12 protein-coding genes, 3 tRNA genes and 1 pseudogene are annotated in these 18946 nt (G+C 60.9%); 6 read left to right on the forward strand and 10 right to left on the reverse strand.

Annotated features, from left to right (window positions below):
- Positions 1–3: 3 nt before the first annotated feature.
- The 4 genes from rlmM to ACMGG9_RS18735 form a co-directional block, all read right to left on the reverse strand.
- The gene (rlmM, locus tag ACMGG9_RS18720) at positions 4–1107 is read right to left on the reverse strand and encodes a 23S rRNA (cytidine(2498)-2'-O)-methyltransferase RlmM (RefSeq protein ID WP_019455735.1); all 1104 of its coding nucleotides are present in this window, start codon (positions 1105–1107) and stop codon (positions 4–6) included.
- Positions 1100–1495, reverse strand: a complete 396-nt coding sequence (locus ACMGG9_RS18725; protein WP_004931896.1) for a DUF423 domain-containing protein — start codon at positions 1493–1495, stop codon at positions 1100–1102. The genes rlmM and ACMGG9_RS18725 overlap by 8 nt, the downstream gene beginning before the upstream one ends.
- A gap of 51 nt (positions 1496–1546) precedes the next feature.
- On the reverse strand, positions 1547–2464 hold the full coding sequence (locus ACMGG9_RS18730) for a transcriptional regulator GcvA (RefSeq protein ID WP_004931894.1): 918 nt from the start codon (positions 2462–2464) through the stop codon (positions 1547–1549).
- Between the two features lie 386 nt (positions 2465–2850).
- Entirely contained in the window at positions 2851–3075 is a 225-nt protein-coding gene (locus tag ACMGG9_RS18735) for a YgdI/YgdR family lipoprotein (protein WP_025304050.1), read from the reverse strand.
- Positions 3076–3271: 196 nt separating this feature from the next.
- Between ACMGG9_RS18735 and csdA the strand changes: the two genes are divergently transcribed.
- Both csdA and csdE read left to right on the forward strand, forming a co-directional pair.
- On the forward strand, positions 3272–4477 hold the full coding sequence (csdA, locus tag ACMGG9_RS18740; RefSeq protein WP_042785270.1) for a cysteine desulfurase CsdA: 1206 nt from the start codon (positions 3272–3274) through the stop codon (positions 4475–4477).
- A 19-nt stretch (positions 4478–4496) separates the two neighbouring features.
- Positions 4497–4931, forward strand: coding sequence for a cysteine desulfurase sulfur acceptor subunit CsdE (gene csdE / locus ACMGG9_RS18745; RefSeq protein WP_033652490.1), 435 nt, complete (start codon positions 4497–4499; stop codon positions 4929–4931).
- Here the strand turns inward: csdE and tcdA are convergent.
- Together tcdA and mltA are read right to left on the reverse strand one after the other, a co-directional pair.
- On the reverse strand, positions 4922–5728 hold the full coding sequence (gene tcdA / locus ACMGG9_RS18750; protein WP_033652489.1) for a tRNA cyclic N6-threonylcarbamoyladenosine(37) synthase TcdA: 807 nt from the start codon (positions 5726–5728) through the stop codon (positions 4922–4924). The two genes, csdE and tcdA, sit on opposite strands and share 10 nt — an antisense overlap.
- Before the next feature lie 84 nt (positions 5729–5812).
- Complete coding sequence (gene mltA, locus ACMGG9_RS18755; RefSeq protein WP_033644860.1) at positions 5813–6949, reverse strand: murein transglycosylase A; 1137 nt, start codon at positions 6947–6949, stop codon at positions 5813–5815.
- 216 nt (positions 6950–7165) lie between these two features.
- Between mltA and ACMGG9_RS18760 the strand changes: the two genes are divergently transcribed.
- The 3 genes from ACMGG9_RS18760 (at position 7166) to ACMGG9_RS18770 (ending at position 7519) form a co-directional block, all read left to right on the forward strand.
- Positions 7166–7242, forward strand: a tRNA-Met gene (locus ACMGG9_RS18760).
- A 58-nt stretch (positions 7243–7300) separates the two neighbouring features.
- Positions 7301–7377, forward strand: a tRNA-Met gene (locus tag ACMGG9_RS18765).
- A 65-nt stretch (positions 7378–7442) separates the two neighbouring features.
- A tRNA-Met gene (locus ACMGG9_RS18770) sits at positions 7443–7519 on the forward strand.
- Between the two features lie 90 nt (positions 7520–7609).
- Here the strand turns inward: ACMGG9_RS18770 and amiC are convergent.
- Positions 7610–8863 carry an N-acetylmuramoyl-L-alanine amidase AmiC gene (gene amiC, locus ACMGG9_RS18775; RefSeq protein ID WP_033644859.1) on the reverse strand — a complete coding sequence of 418 codons (1254 nt, stop codon included), beginning with the start codon at positions 8861–8863 and terminating at the stop codon, positions 7610–7612.
- A 239-nt stretch (positions 8864–9102) separates the two neighbouring features.
- Here amiC and argA point away from each other — a divergent pair, with 239 nt between their 5' ends.
- A complete protein-coding gene (gene argA / locus ACMGG9_RS18780) occupies positions 9103–10428 on the forward strand; it encodes an amino-acid N-acetyltransferase (protein WP_015378910.1) in 1326 nt (441 codons plus the stop codon).
- Positions 10429–10466: 38 nt separating this feature from the next.
- Here the strand turns inward: argA and recD are convergent, their stop codons facing one another.
- The 3 genes and pseudogenes from recD to ptrA all read right to left on the reverse strand — a co-directional run bounded on the left by recD (position 10467) and on the right by ptrA (position 18748).
- Positions 10467–12317 carry an exodeoxyribonuclease V subunit alpha gene (gene recD / locus ACMGG9_RS18785; protein ID WP_047573888.1) on the reverse strand — a complete coding sequence of 617 codons (1851 nt, stop codon included), beginning with the start codon at positions 12315–12317 and terminating at the stop codon, positions 10467–10469.
- Positions 12314–15863 (reverse strand): annotated as a pseudogene (gene recB / locus ACMGG9_RS18790) (exodeoxyribonuclease V subunit beta). Before recB ends, recD begins: the two are co-directional and overlap by 4 nt.
- A complete protein-coding gene (gene ptrA, locus ACMGG9_RS18795) occupies positions 15860–18748 on the reverse strand; it encodes a pitrilysin (RefSeq protein WP_042785784.1) in 2889 nt (962 codons plus the stop codon). The pseudogene recB and the gene ptrA overlap by 4 nt, the downstream one beginning before the upstream one ends.
- Between the last annotated feature and the right edge of the window lie 198 nt (positions 18749–18946).

The raw sequence follows: 18946 nt of genomic DNA on the forward strand, positions 1-18946 counted from the left end.
CGATTAATCGCGCTCGTCGCGGCGGCCCGGCACCGCCGACCACATGCGGCGCACGTGTACGGTGATCTCTTCGCGGTCGTGATACAGCTGCTTGGCATGCACTTCAACGCTGATGCCGGCAGCGCCCAGCGCTTCGCGGATGCTCATCAGGTTTTGCGACACTTCCTCGTAGCGTTTTTTCATCGGCAGTTTGAGGTTAAAGATCGCTTCGCGGCACCAGCCTTTCACCAGCCACTGAATCATCAGGCTGGTCACCTTCGCCGGTTTCTCCACCATGTCGCACACCAACCAATAGATCTTGCTGCTGTTCGGCTCGAACTTGAAGCCGTCGGCGCGGTGATGCGTTACCTGGCCGGTTTCCATCAGGCTCGGCGCCATCGGGCCATTATCCACCGAATGCACCATCATGCTGCGCTTCACCAGCTGATAGGTCCAGCCGCCCGGGCAGGCCCCCAGATCGACCGCATGCATGCCGCTGGCCAGGCGCTCGTCCCACTCGTCCGCGGGGATGAACACATGGAACGCTTCTTCCAGCTTCAGCGTCGAACGGCTCGGCGCATCGGCCGGGAAACGCAGACGCGGAATGCCCATATAGAACGGTGAGTTGTTGTTGCTGTAGGAATAACCGACGTAGCAGCAGCCCGGCGCGATGAAAAATACATGCACCACTGGGCGAGTCGGGTTCTCGCGCGCCATCAGCACCTTCTGCTCGCGCATCGCGGCGCGCAGCGGCACCGTCAGCTTGCGGCAGAACTTCATCAGCTCTTTGCTTTCGTTGGTGTCCGGCACTTCCACCCGCAGCTCGCCGCCGCGATCGACCACGCCGATCAGCATGCCGACGATCGGCGATACCCGATCTTCCGGCGGCAGATCGCGCAGCAGCTCACCCACCACGATCATTTGGCGGGCGAAAATCAGTTCGCGGAACGGAATCTCCCGCGCCAGGCGGTCGGCATCGTCCGGCTGATAGCATTCGAACAACACGTAACCGCTGTGCTCTTTTACCCGCGCAAAGCCGTAAATCTCCAGCTGGGCGGCTTTATCGGTGATCTCCGCCGCACACTCTTTTTCGAAGCCGGGACGGCAGTACAACGCAATCTTATTCATGGCGCTCGGCCTTTTTCCTCAGACGCAAAGCGCCAATCAACATCAATATCCAGCCGATCAAGAAGCACACGCCGCCAACCGGCGTGATATATACCCAGACCTTCAGGTGCGACAGCGCCAGACAATAGAGGCTGCCGCTGAACAACACGGTGCCGAACGCCAACAGCGCTCCGCTCCAGTAAAACCACAGGCTCACGCGGCGCTGCATCGCGACCGCCAGCGCCAGGATGGCCAGGGTGTGGAACCCCTGATACTCCAGCCCGGTGCGGATCCAGGCCATTTCGTTGGCGCCCAGCGTGCCGCTTAACACATGCGCGCCGAATGCGCCCAGCGCGACAAACACAAAGCCGCTGATAGCGGCGAAAACCAGCATGGAACGGCTGCTCATCGTGATCTATCCCATTAAAAATCACCGACCGCGGCAAGGCGGCGGCCGGCCTTATTGTTCGTAGCGGAAGCGGAACTTCTCTTGTTCGCTGGCGGCGCGCGCCAGGATCCACTGCCGGAAGGCGGCTATTTTACCCAGTTCTGCCTGGCTGTCATGACATACCAGATAAAAAGCATTTTTACTGACCAACACATCATTGAACGGGCACACCAGACGACCGGCTTCAATCTCGGTTTGCGCCATCACGTTGTTCACCAGCGCCACGCCCTGACCGTGCACCGCCGCCTGCACCACCATGGCGCTGTGGCTGAAGATTGGCCCCTGCTGCACGTTGATGTGCTGCAACCCCAGCTGGCGCGTATAGGCCAGCCAGTCGCGGCGTGAAACGTCATGCAGCAGCGTATGATAAGCCAGATCGTCTGCAGTTTTCAGCGGATGATCGCCGGTCAGCAGGCTCGGCGAACAAACCGGCAGCAAATATTCCGCATACAGGCGCTCGGCACGCAGCCCCGGCCAATTGCCGCGGCCATAGAAAATCGCCACGTCGACGTCGTCCGCCAGCTTGTCCTCTTCACGGTCCACCGCCTGGATGCGCACGTCGATGCCCGGATAAGCTGAGTTAAAGCCGGACAGACGCGGCACCAGCCACTGAATGGCGAAGCTCGGCGGCAAACTGACGGTCAATGCCCCCTTGGCGCTGCGCGCCTGCAGCTTGCGCGTCGCCTCGTTGATCGAAGAGAAGATCTCCTTGATATCAAGGTAGTAACTTTGCCCCTCTTCGGTCAGCAGCAGCGAGCGATTGCGCCGGCGAAACAGCTTCAGCCCGAGGAAGTCCTCCAGCGACTTGATCTGGTGGCTCACCGCGGCCTGAGTCACGAACAGCTCTTCCGCCGCCTTGGTGAAACTCAGGTGGCGAGCGGCCGCATCGAACACGCGCAGCGCATTGAGGGGAGGTAAGCGTTTAGACATTAAATTAGCTACTTTTGTGTAACATTAATCCGAATGATTCGGCGCCGAAAATCGAGCGGCTTTGTGTGGCAAGCCATGGACAAACGCTAACGGCGCATTGCCATTAGTTTTTTTAATCCGAGCCATTATAATTTGTCCGTTGAGGATGCGCCAGCAAATACCTATAGTGGCGGCACTTCCCGGGCCGGAACGAAAAGGGAGTGGGTGTCGAGGACGCCGATGAACTTTTGGCTTGTGGTTGTGATGTTGTGTTTGCAAATTGTCCGGCGATTCCGGACATGGTAGCTAGGCTACTGTTTTTTCACTTCCTGTACATTTACCCTGTCTGTCCATAGTGATTTTATGCAGCACCGCAAAACTTGCGGTGCTTTTTTTTTGCCTGACGGTTACTGGTTGCTTTCAACCATCTCTTTCACATCGGCGCGGTTGATCTGCTGTTCGACGCCGTTGGCGTCTTTATAGCTGATCATGCCGGTATCGTTATCCACTTTAGGCTTGCCGTCAGCGACAATGGTGCGTCCGTCATTGGTATGCATCACGTAGTTGCTGGAACAGGCGGCCAGGGTGAACGTAAGCATCAGGGCAGAGAGAACTGCGGCTGTTTTCTTCATTGAGGACTCCTTTGTAGTTTTAAATGCTGATAAATACCTTTTATGTGTATAGATGCGATTAATAAGCGCACGTTTAATAGCATAACAAACTTTCCCAATTTTGCCAGGCGATAAGTCCTAATCGGCGCGAACGCTTGTCTCCGGCGGCAAAATAGGACAGGATCACCCATCGACTCAAGCCAGTGACAATCAGGGTATGACGCCTTTTAACCCCAGCCTTTTTCGCCAACAGTTTCCCGCGCTCGCGCAGGACGGCATCTATCTGGACAGCGCCGCCACCGCGTTGAAACCGCAGGCGGTGATCGACGCCACGCAGCAGTTTTATCGCGACGACGCCGCCACCGTGCACCGCAGCCAGCATCGGGCGGCGCAGGATCTGACCGCTCGTTTCGAGCAGGCGCGCGGCCAGGTCGCGCAACTGATCCATGCGCCATCGGCCGACGATATCGTCTGGACGCGCGGCACCACCGAGGCGATCAACCTGGTGGCGCAGAGTTATCTGCGTCCGCGTCTGCAGCCGGGGGATGAAATTCTGGTGAGCGAAGCGGAACACCACGCCAACCTGATCCCCTGGCTGATGGTGGCGGATCAAACCGGCGCCCGGGTAGTGAAACTGCCTATCGGCGCCGACCGGCTGCCGGACCTGGCGCAGCTCCCCGCCCTGCTCAACGATAGAACCCGCCTGTTGGCGCTGGGGCAAATGTCCAACGTCACCGGCGGCTGCCCGGATCTGGCGCCGGCGATCGCGCTGGCCCATGCCGCCGGCGCGCGCGTGATGATCGACGGCGCACAGGGCGTGGTTCACGACCCAGCCGACGTACAGCGGCTCGATATCGATTTCTACGCCTTCTCCGGCCACAAACTGTATGGCCCGACCGGCATCGGCGCGCTGTACGGCAAATCCGAGCTGCTGGCGCAGATGGCGCCGTGGCAAGGAGGGGGAAAGATGTTGACCCAGGCGTCGTTCGACGGTTTTATCCCGCAAAAACCGCCGCACTGCTTCGAGGCCGGCACGCCAAACATCGCCGGCGTGCTGGGGTTGGCCGCCGCGCTCACTTGGCTTCGCGAACAGGACATGGCGGCGGCGGAGCGCTACAGTCGCGAGCTGGCTGACCGGGCGGAACAGCGGTTGGCGCAGCTGCCGGGCTTTCGCAGCTTCCGCAGTTCCGGTTCCAGCCTGCTGGCGTTCGATATCGCCGGCGTACACCACAGCGACATCGTCACGCTGCTGGCGGAGCAAGGCATTGCGCTGCGCGCCGGCCAGCACTGCGCGCAGCCGCTGATGGCAGCGTTAGGCGTCAGCGGCACGTTGCGCGCGTCGTTCGCCCCCTACAATACTCAACAGGACGTCGATACGCTGGTCAGCGCGTTGACCCACGCCCTCGACCTGCTGGCCGACTGACTTGATTCCCGGAGACGCTATGCTCGCCCCCCATCCTTTTGGCCGAGAGATCACCGCCGAAGCGTTGATCGCCACCTTCAGCGCGCTGAAACAGTGGGAAGACCGCTACCGCCAACTGATTATGCTCGCAAAACGGCTGCCGCCGCTGCCGGAGGCCTTGCGCAGTGAAGAAATGGCGTTGAGCGGGTGTGAAAACCGCGTCTGGCTGGGGCACCAGTTGCTGGAAGACGGCACGCTGCACTTTTATGGCGACAGCGAAGGCCGCATCGTGCGTGGCCTGTTGGCGGTGCTGCTGACCGAAGTGGAAGGCAAAACGCCGCAGCAGATCGCCGAATTGGATCCGCTGGCGCTGTTCGACCGCCTGGCGCTGCGCGCTCAGCTGAGCGCCACTCGCGCCAGCGGGCTGGCGGCGTTGGCCGCCGCCGTGCAGGCGATCGCCGCCCGTTACGCCTGACGCGCCGCCTTCGCCACCATCTTTTTCAGCGCGTGCGACACGGCGACGAAGCCAAAGGTGGCGGTGACCATGGTCGCCGCGCCGAAACCTGCGCTGCAATCCATTCTTTTCGGCCCTTCCGCCGTGCTGCGCGAAGCGCATACCGAACCGTCCGGCTGCGGATAAACCAGCGGCTCGCTGGAAAAGACGCAGTCGATGCCCAGCTTGCCCTTGCCGTTTTTCACCACGTTAAAATCGTGCTTCAGCCGCTCGCGCAGCTTAGCGGCCAGCGGATCCTGAATGGTTTTCGCCAGATCGGCCACTTCGATTTTGGTCGGATCCATCTGCCCGCCGGCGCCGCCGGTGGTCACCACCGGGATCTTGAAGCGGCGGCAGTATGACAGCAGCGCCGCTTTCGGCCGCACGCTGTCGATCGCGTCGATGACGTAGCTGAAGTTATGGTCCAGCAGCTCGGCGACGTTGTCCGGGGTGATGAAATCGTCAATGCAGGTCACCCGGCATTCCGGGTTAATCGCCAAGATACGCTCCGCCATTACCTCGGTTTTCGATTGCCCGACGTGCTGACGCAGCGCGTGGATCTGACGGTTGGTATTGGTGACGCAAACATCATCCATGTCGATCAGAGTGATGGCGCCGATGCCGGTGCGCGCCAGCGCCTCAGCCGCCCAGGAACCCACGCCGCCGATGCCGATCACGCAGACGTGCGCCTGCGCGAACACCGCCAGCGCCTGCTGGCCGTATAACCGCGCCGTGCCGCCGAAACGCTGCAGATAGGCTTCCGAATAAGCTGTGCTCATAACGCTTTAATTACCTTCGTAATGCAAATGATAAGGGCCGGAAAATCCGGCCCTTGCGGGTCAATCTTTTCACGCCGTGCGCGTTTAGCGGGTGACCAGCAACGAACCGCCGCCGTTTGACTGATTGGCGCTGAACAGCTGGCCGCCGCCGTTGTTCTTCAGCACCCAGACGCGGCCATAGTGGTTGTAGTACCCCGCCGAGTGGCCGGCTTCCGGCCCGATGCCCTGATACATGTCAAAATGCTGGCCCTTGATGGCGCCGCCCACGTCGAGCGCGACCATCAGACGCATCTCGTATTTTCCCGTGAATTTACCCTTATTGTCCAGCAGCGGCACTTCGGCCAGCAGCGTGGTGCCTGCCGGGATCAGCGAACGGTCGGAGGCCACCGACGCTTTGGCGATCAGCGGCACCGCGCTGGCGCCTTTCACCGGCGCAAAAGCTTCCGGGCGGAAGAACACGAACGACGGGTTCTGCTCCAGCAGCTCGCGCACCTCTGCGGCGCTGTGGGTATCCGCCCACTGACGGATCGCCTGCATCGACATGTCCGCCTTGGCCACTTCGCCGCGATCGATCAGCACTTTGCCGATGCTGCGGTAGGCGTGGCCGTTCTTGCCGCCGTAGCCGAAGAACACCAGCGGCTGACCGTTGCCGTAGTCGACGTAGCCGCTGCCCTGGACTTCCATCATGAAGTTGTCCATCAGCGAGTTGGTGTAAGCGATGATATAGCGATCGTCGAGCGCGCCGGAATAAATGCCCGCGCGATCCGGCAAGCGGCCCCTGCCCTTCGGCGGCATGCGGTACAGCGGATAACGGAACTCGCCCTGTTGGGTATAGCGCGCCTGCACCACCGGCGTGTAGTAGCCGGTAAACTGCACGTTGCCATAATTGTCGACGCCTTCCATCTGGTAAGCGCTGAGGCCGTACTGGCTCAGCATGCGCGTGTCGGCGCCGGACGCCATCCAGTTTTGCACCGCCTGATAGGTACTGTTGTTGCGGTTAAACAGCGAAGGCGACGCGTACTTGATCTCCATCAGCTGATCCGAATAATCCTTTGCGTTGACCGGCGAACCTTTGGCGTTGGGCTGATTGACCAGCTCCAGCGATTGATCCAGACGGCCGTCCTTATATTGCTGACCCCGATCGGTCGGCTTGGACGAACAGCCCGCCAATACCGCCACCATCAACCCGCCCAGCAGGTATTTGCCCCAACGTCCTTTCATCGCACACACTCTCAAACTGATATGATCTACCGGCTGAACGATAACAAACGCTCATTGATAAAGGAATCGCTGCAAATAAAAAAAGCCGCACGGAGGATGGTGATGAAAAAGAAGGCAAATTGCGGGCAAATTCAGCAGAAAAACGGGTTTAGGCCAATAAAATGCAAAAAGGGTTTGCAACAAAACGCATGGAGAGTATAGTGCGCATCCATCGGACGCGGGGTGGAGCAGCCTGGTAGCTCGTCGGGCTCATAACCCGAAGGTCGTCGGTTCAAATCCGGCCCCCGCAACCAACCGATGCCGCAGTGGCGGTATTTTGCGTTTGGGTTCGATAACAAAGTATTACACGGACGCGGGGTGGAGCAGCCTGGTAGCTCGTCGGGCTCATAACCCGAAGGTCGTCGGTTCAAATCCGGCCCCCGCAACCAACCGAATGCCGTACCAGCGGCATAACATGAACGGTGGTTTCGTCGTAATACCGCATCAAGACGGACGCGGGGTGGAGCAGCCTGGTAGCTCGTCGGGCTCATAACCCGAAGGTCGTCGGTTCAAATCCGGCCCCCGCAACCAACTCTTGATGACAACAGATAAGCACCCTGACGGGTGTTTTTTTGTATCTGCAATCCGCAAAAACAGCCGGACTTGCGCCCGGCCCTGCCGCTATCGGCTCGCTAACGCGCCGCCGTTGGCGAAATAAGCCTTGATGCCCGCCAGAATCGACTCCGCCACCTGCTGCTGGAAATGGCTGGTGCGCAGCTTGCGCTCCTCTTCAATATTGCTGATAAACGCCGTTTCCACCAGGATCGACGGGATATCCGGCGCCTTCAACACCGCAAAACCGGCCTGATCGACGCGATTCTTGTGCAACCGGTTGATTTTACCCATCCGGTTCAACACTTCCTTGCCGAACTTCAGGCTATCGTTGATGGTTGCGGTCTGGATCAAATCGAACATGGTGTGGTCGAGATAGCGATCGCCGCTCTTGCTGACGCCGCCGATTTGGTCCGAAGCGTTCTGCGTCTGCGCCAGGAACTTGGCCGCCGAGCTGGTGGCGCCTTTGGTGGACAACGCGAACACCGATGACCCGCGCGCGGCGCGGCTGGTGAAGGCGTCGGCGTGAATCGAAACGAACAAATCGGCGCGTTGCTTGCGCGCCTTGGCGACGCGCACCTTGAGCGGGATAAACACGTCTTCATTGCGCGTCATGAACACCTTCATGTTCGGCTCGCGCTTGATCATGGCGCTCAGCTTGCGGGCAATCTGCAGCACGATGTCTTTCTCGCGCGTCTTATACTTGCCGATCGCACCGGGATCTTCGCCCCCGTGGCCAGGATCCAGCATGATGACGATCGGCCGATCGCGCCCCGCCTTGCCGGCCTGCGGCGCTTCGGGCGGCAGCGTGCGCTCCAGGTCGCCTTTGTTGTAATCTTCCAGTAACGCCAGTAGCGGATCATACTCCTCGCCGCCGCTGCCGCCTTTGGTCGGGTAGAGATCCATCACCAGACGGTTGCGATACTCCGGCACCGGCGCCAGCGAGAACATGTGCGGGCTGACGCTTTGCTTGAGCTCCAGCACCAGCCGCACGGTATTCTGATCGAACTGGCCGACGCGCGCCTGCTTGAGATAAGGATCGTCGGCGCGCACCTGCCCGGCGATGCCCTTCAGCACGCTGTTGAGATGCACGCCTTCGATATCCACCACCACGCGATCGGGATTGGTCAGGGCGAACTGCTTGTATTTCAGTTCGACGTTGGATTCCAGCGTGACGCGGGTATAAGTGGAGGACGGCCAGACGCGCACGGCAATCACGTGCGATGACGCGGCGAAGCCCGTGCGACTCACACTCAGCAACCAGCTGGCGGCAACGCCCTGTAATAAACGACGGCGGCCCAGATTGTGATTAGCGTTTGGCATGCGGCTCCGGCAGTAATAACTGTTTACAACAGATGAAAAAAACACCAATGACTTGGGAATGCCGAAAACTTTAACCAATCATTCCAGCCCTGTCATCAGAAAATCTTTTTATGGTTTTTCAATTTATTAACGATTTAGCGCCCTTAGCTCGCTCTTCATGACGATTTCCCACTTGCCATTGGCGCAATAAAAGAATAAAAATACAAAAATATCGTATAAATATGCAAAGAGGTTTGCCCGTGAAGGAACGTAGTACAGAGCTGGTGCAAGGATTCCGTCACTCCGTCCCCTATATCAACGCCCACCGCGGCAAGACGTTTGTCATCATGCTCGGTGGGGAAGCCATCGAACACGAGAATTTTTCCAACATCGTCAATGATATCGGGCTGCTGCATAGCCTGGGCATTCGCCTGGTGGTGGTTTACGGCGCACGGCCGCAGATCGACGCCAATCTGGCGCAGCACAACTATGAACCGATCTACCACAAGCATACGCGCGTGACCGACGCCCATACGCTTGAGTTAGTCAAGCAGGCGGCCGGTTTATTGCAGTTGGACATCACCGCCCGGCTGTCGATGAGCCTCAACAACACGCCGCTGCAGGGCGCGCACATTAACGTGGTCAGCGGCAACTTCATCATCGCGCAGCCACTGGGCGTCGATGACGGCATCGACTACTGCCACAGCGGCCGCATTCGCCGCATCGATGAAGAAGCGATCCATCGTCAGCTCGACAGCAACGCCATCGTGCTGATCGGCCCGGTCGCCGTCTCGGTAACCGGCGAGAGCTTCAACCTGACTTCGGAGGAAGTCGCGACTCAGCTGGCGATCAAACTGAAAGCGGAAAAAATGATCGGTTTCTGCTCCTCGCAGGGCGTGACCGACGCGGAAGGCAACATCCTTTCCGAGCTGTTTCCCAACGACGCGCAAAAGCGTCTTGAAGAGCTGGAGGAAGGCGGTGATTACCATTCCGGCACCGTGCGCTTCCTGCGCGGCGCGGTGAAAGGCTGCCGCAGCGGCGTGCGCCGCAGCCACCTGATCAGCTATCAGGAGGACGGCGCGCTGGTGCAAGAACTGTTCTCACGCGACGGCATCGGCACCCAAATCGTGATGGAGAGCGCCGAACAGGTGCGCCGGGCGACGATCAACGACATCGGCGGTATTCTGGAGCTCATCCGGCCGCTCGAACAGCAGGGTATTCTGGTGCGCCGTTCGCGTGAACAGTTGGAGATGGAGATCGACAAGTTCACCATTATCGAACGCGATAACCTGACCATCGCCTGCGCGGCGCTTTACCCGTTCCCGGAGGAAAAAATCGGCGAGATGGCCTGCGTGGCGGTACATCCCGATTACCGCAGCTCTTCGCGCGGCGAGATGTTGCTGCAGCGGGTGGAAAATCAGGCGCGGCAGATGGGATTGAAGAAGCTGTTCGTGCTGACCACCCGCAGCATCCACTGGTTTCAGGAGCGTGGTTTCACCCCGGCGGAGGTCGACGTACTACCGATGCAGAAACAGGCGTTGTACAACTACCAACGCCGCTCCAAAATTCTGCTGGCGGATCTGTAATCCCTGTGGGCGCGGCCGCTACCGCGCCCCTTCATCGCTTATTCCGTCGTCTGCAGCCGTTCAGCCAATCCGCTGCGACGCTGGGTCGGCGTGCGAATGGCCCGTAGCAGCACCGCGTCCGTGGCGTACAGCGAGAGCTGCTGACGCGCACGGGTGATCGCGGTATAGACCAGTTCACGCGTCAGCACCGGCAGGAAATGGTTCGGCAACACCAGAACCGTATGCTCAAACTCCGATCCCTGGGACTTGTGCACCGTCATGGCGTAAGCGGTTTCATGCGCCGGCAAACGGCTCGGCTGCACCGACTTGATGCTGCCGTCCGGCAGTTGGAAATGCACGCGCAGCTCGCCGCGCTCATCCGGCAGAGTAATGCCGATATCCCCATTGAATAACCCCAGCGCGCTGTCGTTGCGGCCGATCATCACCGGCCGCCCCCGATACCAGCGGCCGAGCACGCCAGGTTTGCGGTCGATCAGACCGGCGCGCTGCAGCCCGAGTTCAATACGTTCATTCAGGCCGGCGACGCCGAACGGCCCTTCACGCAGCGCGCACAGCACCTGGAAGCGGCTAAAGGCGGCCAGCACCGCCGCCGCATCCGCGCCTTCGGCAGTCAGCCGCAGATAGTCGCGATAGCCCGCCACGCACGCGTCCAGCAGCGCCTGATACTCTTCGCTCGTCGCCAGCGCATAGCCCGCGACATCGCCGAAACGGCCGTTTAATGCCGCCAGCGCGCGATCCCCCGCACCGGCGTTGACCGCCAACGCCAGTTGACCGATGCCGGAACGGGCGTCGAAGCGATAGCTCTTACGCAACAGGCACAGGCTGTCGCGCACCGCCGCTTGCGCGTCGGCCCGCTGCCCAGCGATCGAACAACCGGTCAGGCGGCTCAGCTCTGCGGCGCGCGCCTCGCTGTATCCCTGCTCGGCAAAACGGCAAATATCCCCCAGCACCGCGCCGGCCTCTACCGAAGCCAGCTGATCGCGGTCGCCGAGGAAAATCACCCGGGCCCGATCGGGCAACGCCGCAATCAGGCGCGCCATCATCGGCAGATCGACCATCGAGGCCTCATCCACCACTAACACATCCAAATGCAGCCGGTTGCCGCGGTGATAGCGCATGCGCTGACTGTTGGGTTGCGCCCCCAACAAACGGTGCAACGTCGCCGCCTCCGTCGGGAACAACGCCTGCTGCGCCGGGGTCAACGCCAGCTGACGGCTGGCGCTGCCAAGCGACTCCGTCAGGCGCGCCGCCGCCTTGCCGGTTGGCGCCGCCAGTTGAATCCGCAAGCGCGCGCTTTCATCCAGCTGCACCAGCGCCGCCAGCAGTTTAGCGACGGTGGTGGTTTTACCGGTGCCCGGTCCACCGGAAATCACCGCGATGCGCCGCGTGGCAGCTACCGCGGCGGCGATCTTCTGCCAGTCGGGTTCATCGCTCGCCGCGCCGAACAAGCGGTCGAGAATGGCGCGCAACGCCTCCTCCGGCACCGTCAGCGATTCACCTTCACCGCCGATAAACGCCGCCACTTCACCTTCGTTTTGCCACATGCGTTGCAGATATAAGCGCTGCCCACGCAGCACCAGCGGCGTAGCGCCGCTGCCGTCCCCAACCGCCGCGCTGCTCGCCAGGCGCTGCTGCCAACGTGCGCTATCCGGTCGCCCGGCCGCCTCCCACAGCGCCAGCGCCAGCGCCGGTTGGCGCCCTTCAAACAGCGTGTCCGCCTGCAGTTGCTCCAGCATCAGGCAAACATGCCCCGCCCCCGCCTCTGCGCTCAGACAGGCGGCGGCCAGTAAAATATCAGGCTCGTCTTCGCTCGCCACCACGCGGGCGAACTGCACGTCCAGCGGGCGCAGCGCGCCAAGCGCCACCGCCTGCTCCAGCAGTGCGATCATGATTTTTCCTCCGTCGCCGCAGCTTCGCCGCTGAACAAGCTATCCATTCCCGCCACCAGTTCAAACGCGGGGAGACAGGTGAAAATGCCGTTGCCCGGGTGCGCCGCATCCACGCCGCGCAGGAACAGATAAATCACCCCGCCGAAATGGCGCCGGTAATCATAATCCGGCAACCGATGGCGCAAATAACGATGCAACGCCAGCGTATACAGCTGGTATTGCAGATCATAACGATGCTCCGCCATCGCCTGCTCCATCGCCGGCCGGGTATAGGCGCTGCTGTCCTCCCCCAGCCAGTTGGACTTGTAGTCCAGCAGGTAGTATTTGCCTTGCCAGCAGAACACCAGGTCGATAAAGCCTTTCAGCATGCCCTGCACCTGATGGAAATCCAGCGCCGGGCAGCGGGCGGAAAGCGGATCGTAACGCTTCACCAGAGCATCGAGCTCCTTCGCCTGCAACAGCCGGTTAATCGGTAAATAGAACTGCAGCTCTGCCTGCTTATGCTGCGGCGTCAGCGCCGCCAACGTCACGCCGCTGTCATCGAGCGGCGTATTGAGCAGCACCTGCATCCACGCCAGCAGTATCGGTTGCCAGTGTTCGGCAAACCCTTGCTGCTGCAGCTGTTCCAGCAGCCACTGTTCGTCGAGCGGCTGGGTGAAGTCCAGCGTTTCAAACAGGCTGTGCAGGAAGGTGCCGGGCGTTGCGCCGCGCGGGAAGGTATGCGGTGTAAGCGCTGGCTCACTTTCTTCCCCGCGCTCACCGGCCGCGTCGACATCCAGACGCGGCAGCAGATCCTGCATCAGGCTCGCGCCGTGCTGTTGCAAACCGGTATAGCTGGTCACCCGCCAAAAATCCTGGATCCGCCGGGTAAAGCTTTTCGCCGCCAACGCTTCGGCCAGCGACGCCTGGGGTTGCCAGGGTTCTGCATCCGGCGGTTCAACCAGCGACAGCGCGATACCGCCGCCCACCAATTGCTGCAGCCGCTCCTGCAGATACACGGCGTCGCCGGGCTGCCCGCCCTGCACCAGATAGCCCAATGCGCTGCGGTGCAGGTCGGTATCACCCTGTTTCTTGCGCGTGCCCTGGAACAGCGGCGCAATGCCGATACTGCAGTGGTACACCGAGCGGGTCAGCGCCACATACAGCAGACGCAGATCCTCCGCCAACCGCTCCTCCTCCGCCCAGGCCTGGCTCTCTTCATTGGCGTCGAGGTCCAGCAGCGCCTGGAAACTGTGGCGATCGTGATACAGCGCCTGCTGCTGCTGGCGGAAGTTGCCGACGAACGGCAGCCACACCAGATCGAACTCCAGCCCCTTGGACTTGTGGATCGTGATCACCTGCACCAGATGCCGGTCGCTCTCCAGCCGCAGTTGCTGATTGTCGGACTGGCGATTAGGCTGAGCGATCTGCTGCGCCAGCCAGCGCACCAGCGCATGCTCGCTGTCGAGCTGCGCCGCCGCTTCTTGCAACAGCTCCCCCAGATGCAGCACGTCGGTCAAGCGACGCTCGCCGCCGGCGCTGGCCAGCAGGTTCTCCGCCAATTGGCGCGCTTTCATCACCTCGCTCAGCATCGGCAACACGCCGCGGCGCAGCCAGAGCGTGCGGTAATTGTCGAATTCATTAACCAGCGCGTCCCAGGCGCGCTCATCGCGGCTCAGGCCGTCCAGCGTCGGCGCGTCCAGCCCCATCAGCCCGGTGGCCATGGCGCTGCGCAGCGTGCGCTCCTGCTCCGGCGCCAACACCGCCTGCAGCAACCACAGCAGGTCTTTGGCCTCCGGGGTGTCAAACACGCTGTCGCGGTTGGACAGGTAGACCGACGGAATAGACAGCGCGCTGAGCGCATCGCGCACCAACGCCGCCTCGTTGCGGCTGCGCACCAGCACCGTGATATCAGAGGCTTGCACCGGCCGTGACGCCTTGCCGCTCTGCAGCCGCGCCAGGCCCTGCTGCCCGGCGCTGAGCCAGTCGCGAATTTGCGTGGCGCACAGGCGCGCCATTAGCTGTTGGTAATCACTTACACCCGCGCCTTCCCCCTGCTGCAGCCAGAACTGCATCGCCGGCTGCGGCTTGCCATGCAATTCAAACGCCAGCCCTTGGTTCTTTTCCGCCGCGTTAACCTCAATAAAGGGAATTTGGCCGAACAGGAAAGGTTTTTCTACCTGAGAAAACAGGTGATTGACGCTGGCGACCATCGACGGCGACGAGCGCCAGTTGGTCTCCAGCGTATAGTGGGCGCTCACCTCTGAACGCGCGCGCATGTAGGTGAAGATGTCGGCGCCGCGAAAGGCGTAAATCGCCTGCTTGGGATCGCCGATCAGCAGCAGGCCGCAATCAGGCCGGCCGACGTAAAGTTTTTGGAAAATACGGTATTGCTGCGGATCGGTATCCTGGAATTCATCGATCATCGCCACCGGATAGCGCTGGCGGATCGCCTGCGCCAACTGTTCGCCGCCGCCGCTTTGCAGGGCGCTGTCCAAACGGCTGAGCAGGTCGTCAAACCCCAGCTCGGCGCGCTGGCGCTTTTCCTGCTGAATGGAGGTGCGGATCTCGCTGAGCGCGCGCGCCATGATCAGGTCGCGCAACGTCAAGGGTTCATCGAACAGTTCGTCTATCGCCGTGAACAGCGCATGACGCGGCGGCTCGCCCTTCTTGGTCTTCTCCAGCAGCACCGACTGGCGAAACTTGTCCAGCTCCTTCGGCAGTTGGTAATCCTGGGTCTCCTGCCCGCTCCATTGGCCGACCTTGTTCAACCAGTTCGGCAGGTGTTTGCTGCTGTAGCTGCGCTTATCGACGCCGGACTGGGCGATTAACGCCTCAAGATCGCCCGCCGCCGCCCGCCATTGCGCCTTGATGGCGTCGATGCGCGCGACAATCTGCTCGTGGCGCATCAGAACGGTTTCTTCGTCCTTCGGCGGCCGCCGCAGCGCCGGCGCTTCACCGTGCAGATAACCGGAAAGGTCGGCCAGCAACGCTTCCGGGCCGCTCCACTCCTGGCTGATCGCACGCGCCACGCCCAGCGGCAACGGATAGCAATGACGGCGCCAGAAATCGGCGCAGGCCTGCCGCCGCAGCGGCAGTTCGTCCTGTACCAGCGTTTGTTCAAACAGCATGCCGGACTCGAAGGCGTTGTGCGTCAACATCCGTTGGCAAAAGCCGTGGATAGTGTAAATCGCCGCTTCGTCCATCTGCCGCTCCGCCGCCAGCAGCTGCGCAGCGGCGTCAGACAAATCGTCAATTTCTTCCATCAGCGCCGAAAACAGCGGGTTAGCGCTGATGCCGCGCACGCAGGCGATGCGCAGCCCGTGGATATTGTCACGGATACGCCCGCGCAGCTCCTCGGTGGCGGCCTCGGTAAAGGTCACCACCAGGATTTCTTCGACCGTCAACGGGCGGGGAAACGCCGCCTCCCCCCAACCCCAGCAACAAGCGCAGGTACAGCGCGCCGATGGTAAAAGTTTTGCCCGTGCCCGCCGACGCCTCGATCAGGCGTTCGCCAAACAGCGGCAGCGTCAGCGGTTCTAGCCTCTGCGGGGCGACTTCCGTCATGGCGTCGCCACTTTGCGCGGCAGGATCTGCTGCAATGCCGACGCGTTCGGATAGGTGACCCAATCCTTAGGCGCCGCGTAATCCGCTTTGTCCTGCCCGCTGCCGCTGACCTGCGACAACACCGCCAGCCCCTGCGGCTGGATCACCGCCTGGTGGAAATAATCCGCCAGTTTGGTCGGAGTCAGCTGTTGCACCTGCGCGATCAGCTTCTGGCGGGTATCAAAGGTGAAGTTGCCGCGATCGAAATCATTGGCGAACCGGCTGGCCTCCTCGCTGAGGGTTTGCGGCCGCTGTTTGAGTTCGTTGATCAGCGCCTGTTTGTACTGCTCAAAATCGGCCTCGCTCATTTCACGCAGGCGTTTCTCGGTTTTCGGATAGAAATCCTGATAGCGCTGGTACAGGTAGGCCGGCTGTTTGCTGTTGCTCTGCAACAGGAAGCCTACGCCCCACTGGCGGCCCACCGACATCGGGAAGGCAAAGACCGCATACCCCAATTGTTCCTGAGTGCGCAGCTGGCTGTAGAACCACGGCTGAATAATCTGCCCCAACAGCGAGCTATAGGCCATGCCGGTCACTTCGTCGTAACCGGTCGGTACGTAGACCGCCGCCAGCGCCGAGTCGGTGCTGCTGCCTACCTGTTGCAGGTTGGCCAGTTGGTTCTTGTCCACCACCACGTCTTCGCCGTGCCACCACTCAATACCGGTACAGCCCAGACGGTGCTTCAGCGTCGACGCCAGCGTATCGACCTGTTGCTTGCTCATGTTGCCCACCACCAGCAGCTCCGGCGTGGCCTCGGCCAGCAGGCTGTCGCGATACGCCAGCACGTCTTTCAGCGTCAGCGTTTTCAGCACTTCGCGGCGCTCGCTGCGTTCGGAATACGGCACGCGGGAAACCATCTGCACCGGCTGAATGGCCAGTTCAAACGCCTTGCCCTTCTCGGCGGCGTCCAACTGCTCCAGGTACCAGGACTTGGCCTGCGCCAGCTGATCTTCCGTCGGCGTGAAGCTGGAATAGCCCTCGATCAGCGCCGTCAGCAACTGCGGCAAGCGCTGGGTAAAGCCGTTGGCGTTAAACATCAGGCCGTTGTTCGGCGACGTCGAGAAACTCAACCCGCCGACCGACGCCTGATAGCTCAGCTGATCCAGCGCCAGGCCGGCCAGATAATCCGTCAGCGAGAACAGCACCTGGTTGCGCGCGGAATCCATGGTCTTGGCGTTGCGGAAAGCGACGGTGACGTCGGCCTTCGGCTCATCGGCGAAGTAACGGCTCGGCATATACAGCACGCGCAGGCCGGGCTTATCCACCACCATTTCCGGCTTTTTGAATTCATGCGACGGTTTGGTCAGGGTGAAATCATCCGGAATATACGGGTTGAGCGCCGGCAATGACAGGGAAATGCCGCTGCCCAACTGCTGCCACTGCGTAAAGCGCTGTGGCGTGATTTTGTCGACCTGGTAAGGCGCATTGACGAAATAGGCCGTCTTGTTGTGCGGCTCATCGGGGCTGACGAACCAGATGCGCGCATTTTGCGGCGTCATGGCGTCCAGACGTTCAGCGATCGCCTTAGGATCATAGCGATCGGCCAGGTAAGGCGCGTCCAGCGCATGCTCAACCGGCACGCGCAGCATAGTGTCCACCAGCCATTCGATGTAGTCCATGTCGCGCGTGATCGACGGATAGCGGAAGTCCAGGTTCAGAACATGCGATATTTCGTCGAAGTAACTCTGCTTGATACCTTCGCTGCGCAGCATTTTCAGGTAGTTGAAAATGGCGGCGACGACTTGGTCGCGCTGGGCCAAGCCTTTGTCAGTCAGCGAGACGCTGATGGCGAAGACGCCGCCGTTGCGATCCACCATCGGATCGGCGCCGGCATTGATGGCGTCCGCCAATCCCTGCTTCTGCAACCAGTCGGACAGGGTATTTTTACTGCGGTTGCCGATCAGGTAACCGATGTAGGTATCGGTTTTGCTGCGAAACGCGGCGCTGTTGTTATCAATGCGGAACTCAACCTTCAGCTGCTTGCGCGGCTGCGCCGGCACATAGTGAATGATGATGCCCTGCTGCTCCGGCGTGACGGCCGGTACGGTGATCGGCGGCACGCTGGCGTCATGATTCGGCACGCGGCCAAAGGTTTTTGCGGCAATGTCAGCCAGCTGCGGCAGCGGCTGATTGCCGTACAGCACCCCCATCATCAGATTGGCGGAGTAGTAGCGCTTATAGAACCCCGTCAGCTCATCGTGCAACTTGCTGCCCGGCTTGTCTTTCAGCGTGTCCAGATTACCGCCGGAGAAGCGCGCGCTCGGGTGCGCCGGGTTGAGGGTTTCCGCACCGACCTGCGCCATACGCATGCCGTCGCGCGAACGCGCCATCGTCAATTCTGCATTCACCGCGTTGCGCTCGCGATCGGCATTGCCCGGATCCAGCAGCGGCTCCGCAATGGCGTCGGCCATGCGATCGACCGCCGGCTCCAGCGCGTCATTCTCCACTTCCAGATAGAAGGCGGTGCGATAAGAAGCCGTGCTGGCGTTGTGGCTGCCGCCGTGCTTTTTCAGGAATTCGGACAGGTTTTCCGGCTCGGGATAACGTTTGGAGCCCATCAGCACCATATGTTCCAGATAGTGCGCCAAGCCCAGTTGGCTGTTCGGATCTTCGAGCGACCCGACCGGCAATGCCAGCGCCGCCAGCGATTTCGGCGCCTGGACATCGGACACCAGCAGCACCGTCATGCCGTTAGCCAACTTGATCGCCTCGTACTGACGCGGATCGTGCTCACTCTTGTTGATCTTCTCCGCCAGCGGTTGCCATCCTTGTGCGGCCCAGCTCAACGGCGCCCAACACATAGCCAATAATACCAGCCCGGTGATGCGGGCCAACTGTCTGCGCATATCCAAAATAAACCCCTATTCTGACATCGCCACGCCCACTCCCTGACGCTGGCGACGTACATCAAAACCACATAACCAAATCTGTACTCGCCGGGTTCTTCGCCAATGTGGCGCCCCAAAACGCGGCGGGTATATGCCTGTACGTTATGTAAGACCGGGAATTACCCCAATGGTTGAATATAACCTTCGTTATTTTTA

Source organism: Serratia sp. BNK-10, assembly GCF_047456065.1.
Taxonomy (GTDB): domain Bacteria; phylum Pseudomonadota; class Gammaproteobacteria; order Enterobacterales; family Enterobacteriaceae; genus Serratia; species Serratia ureilytica.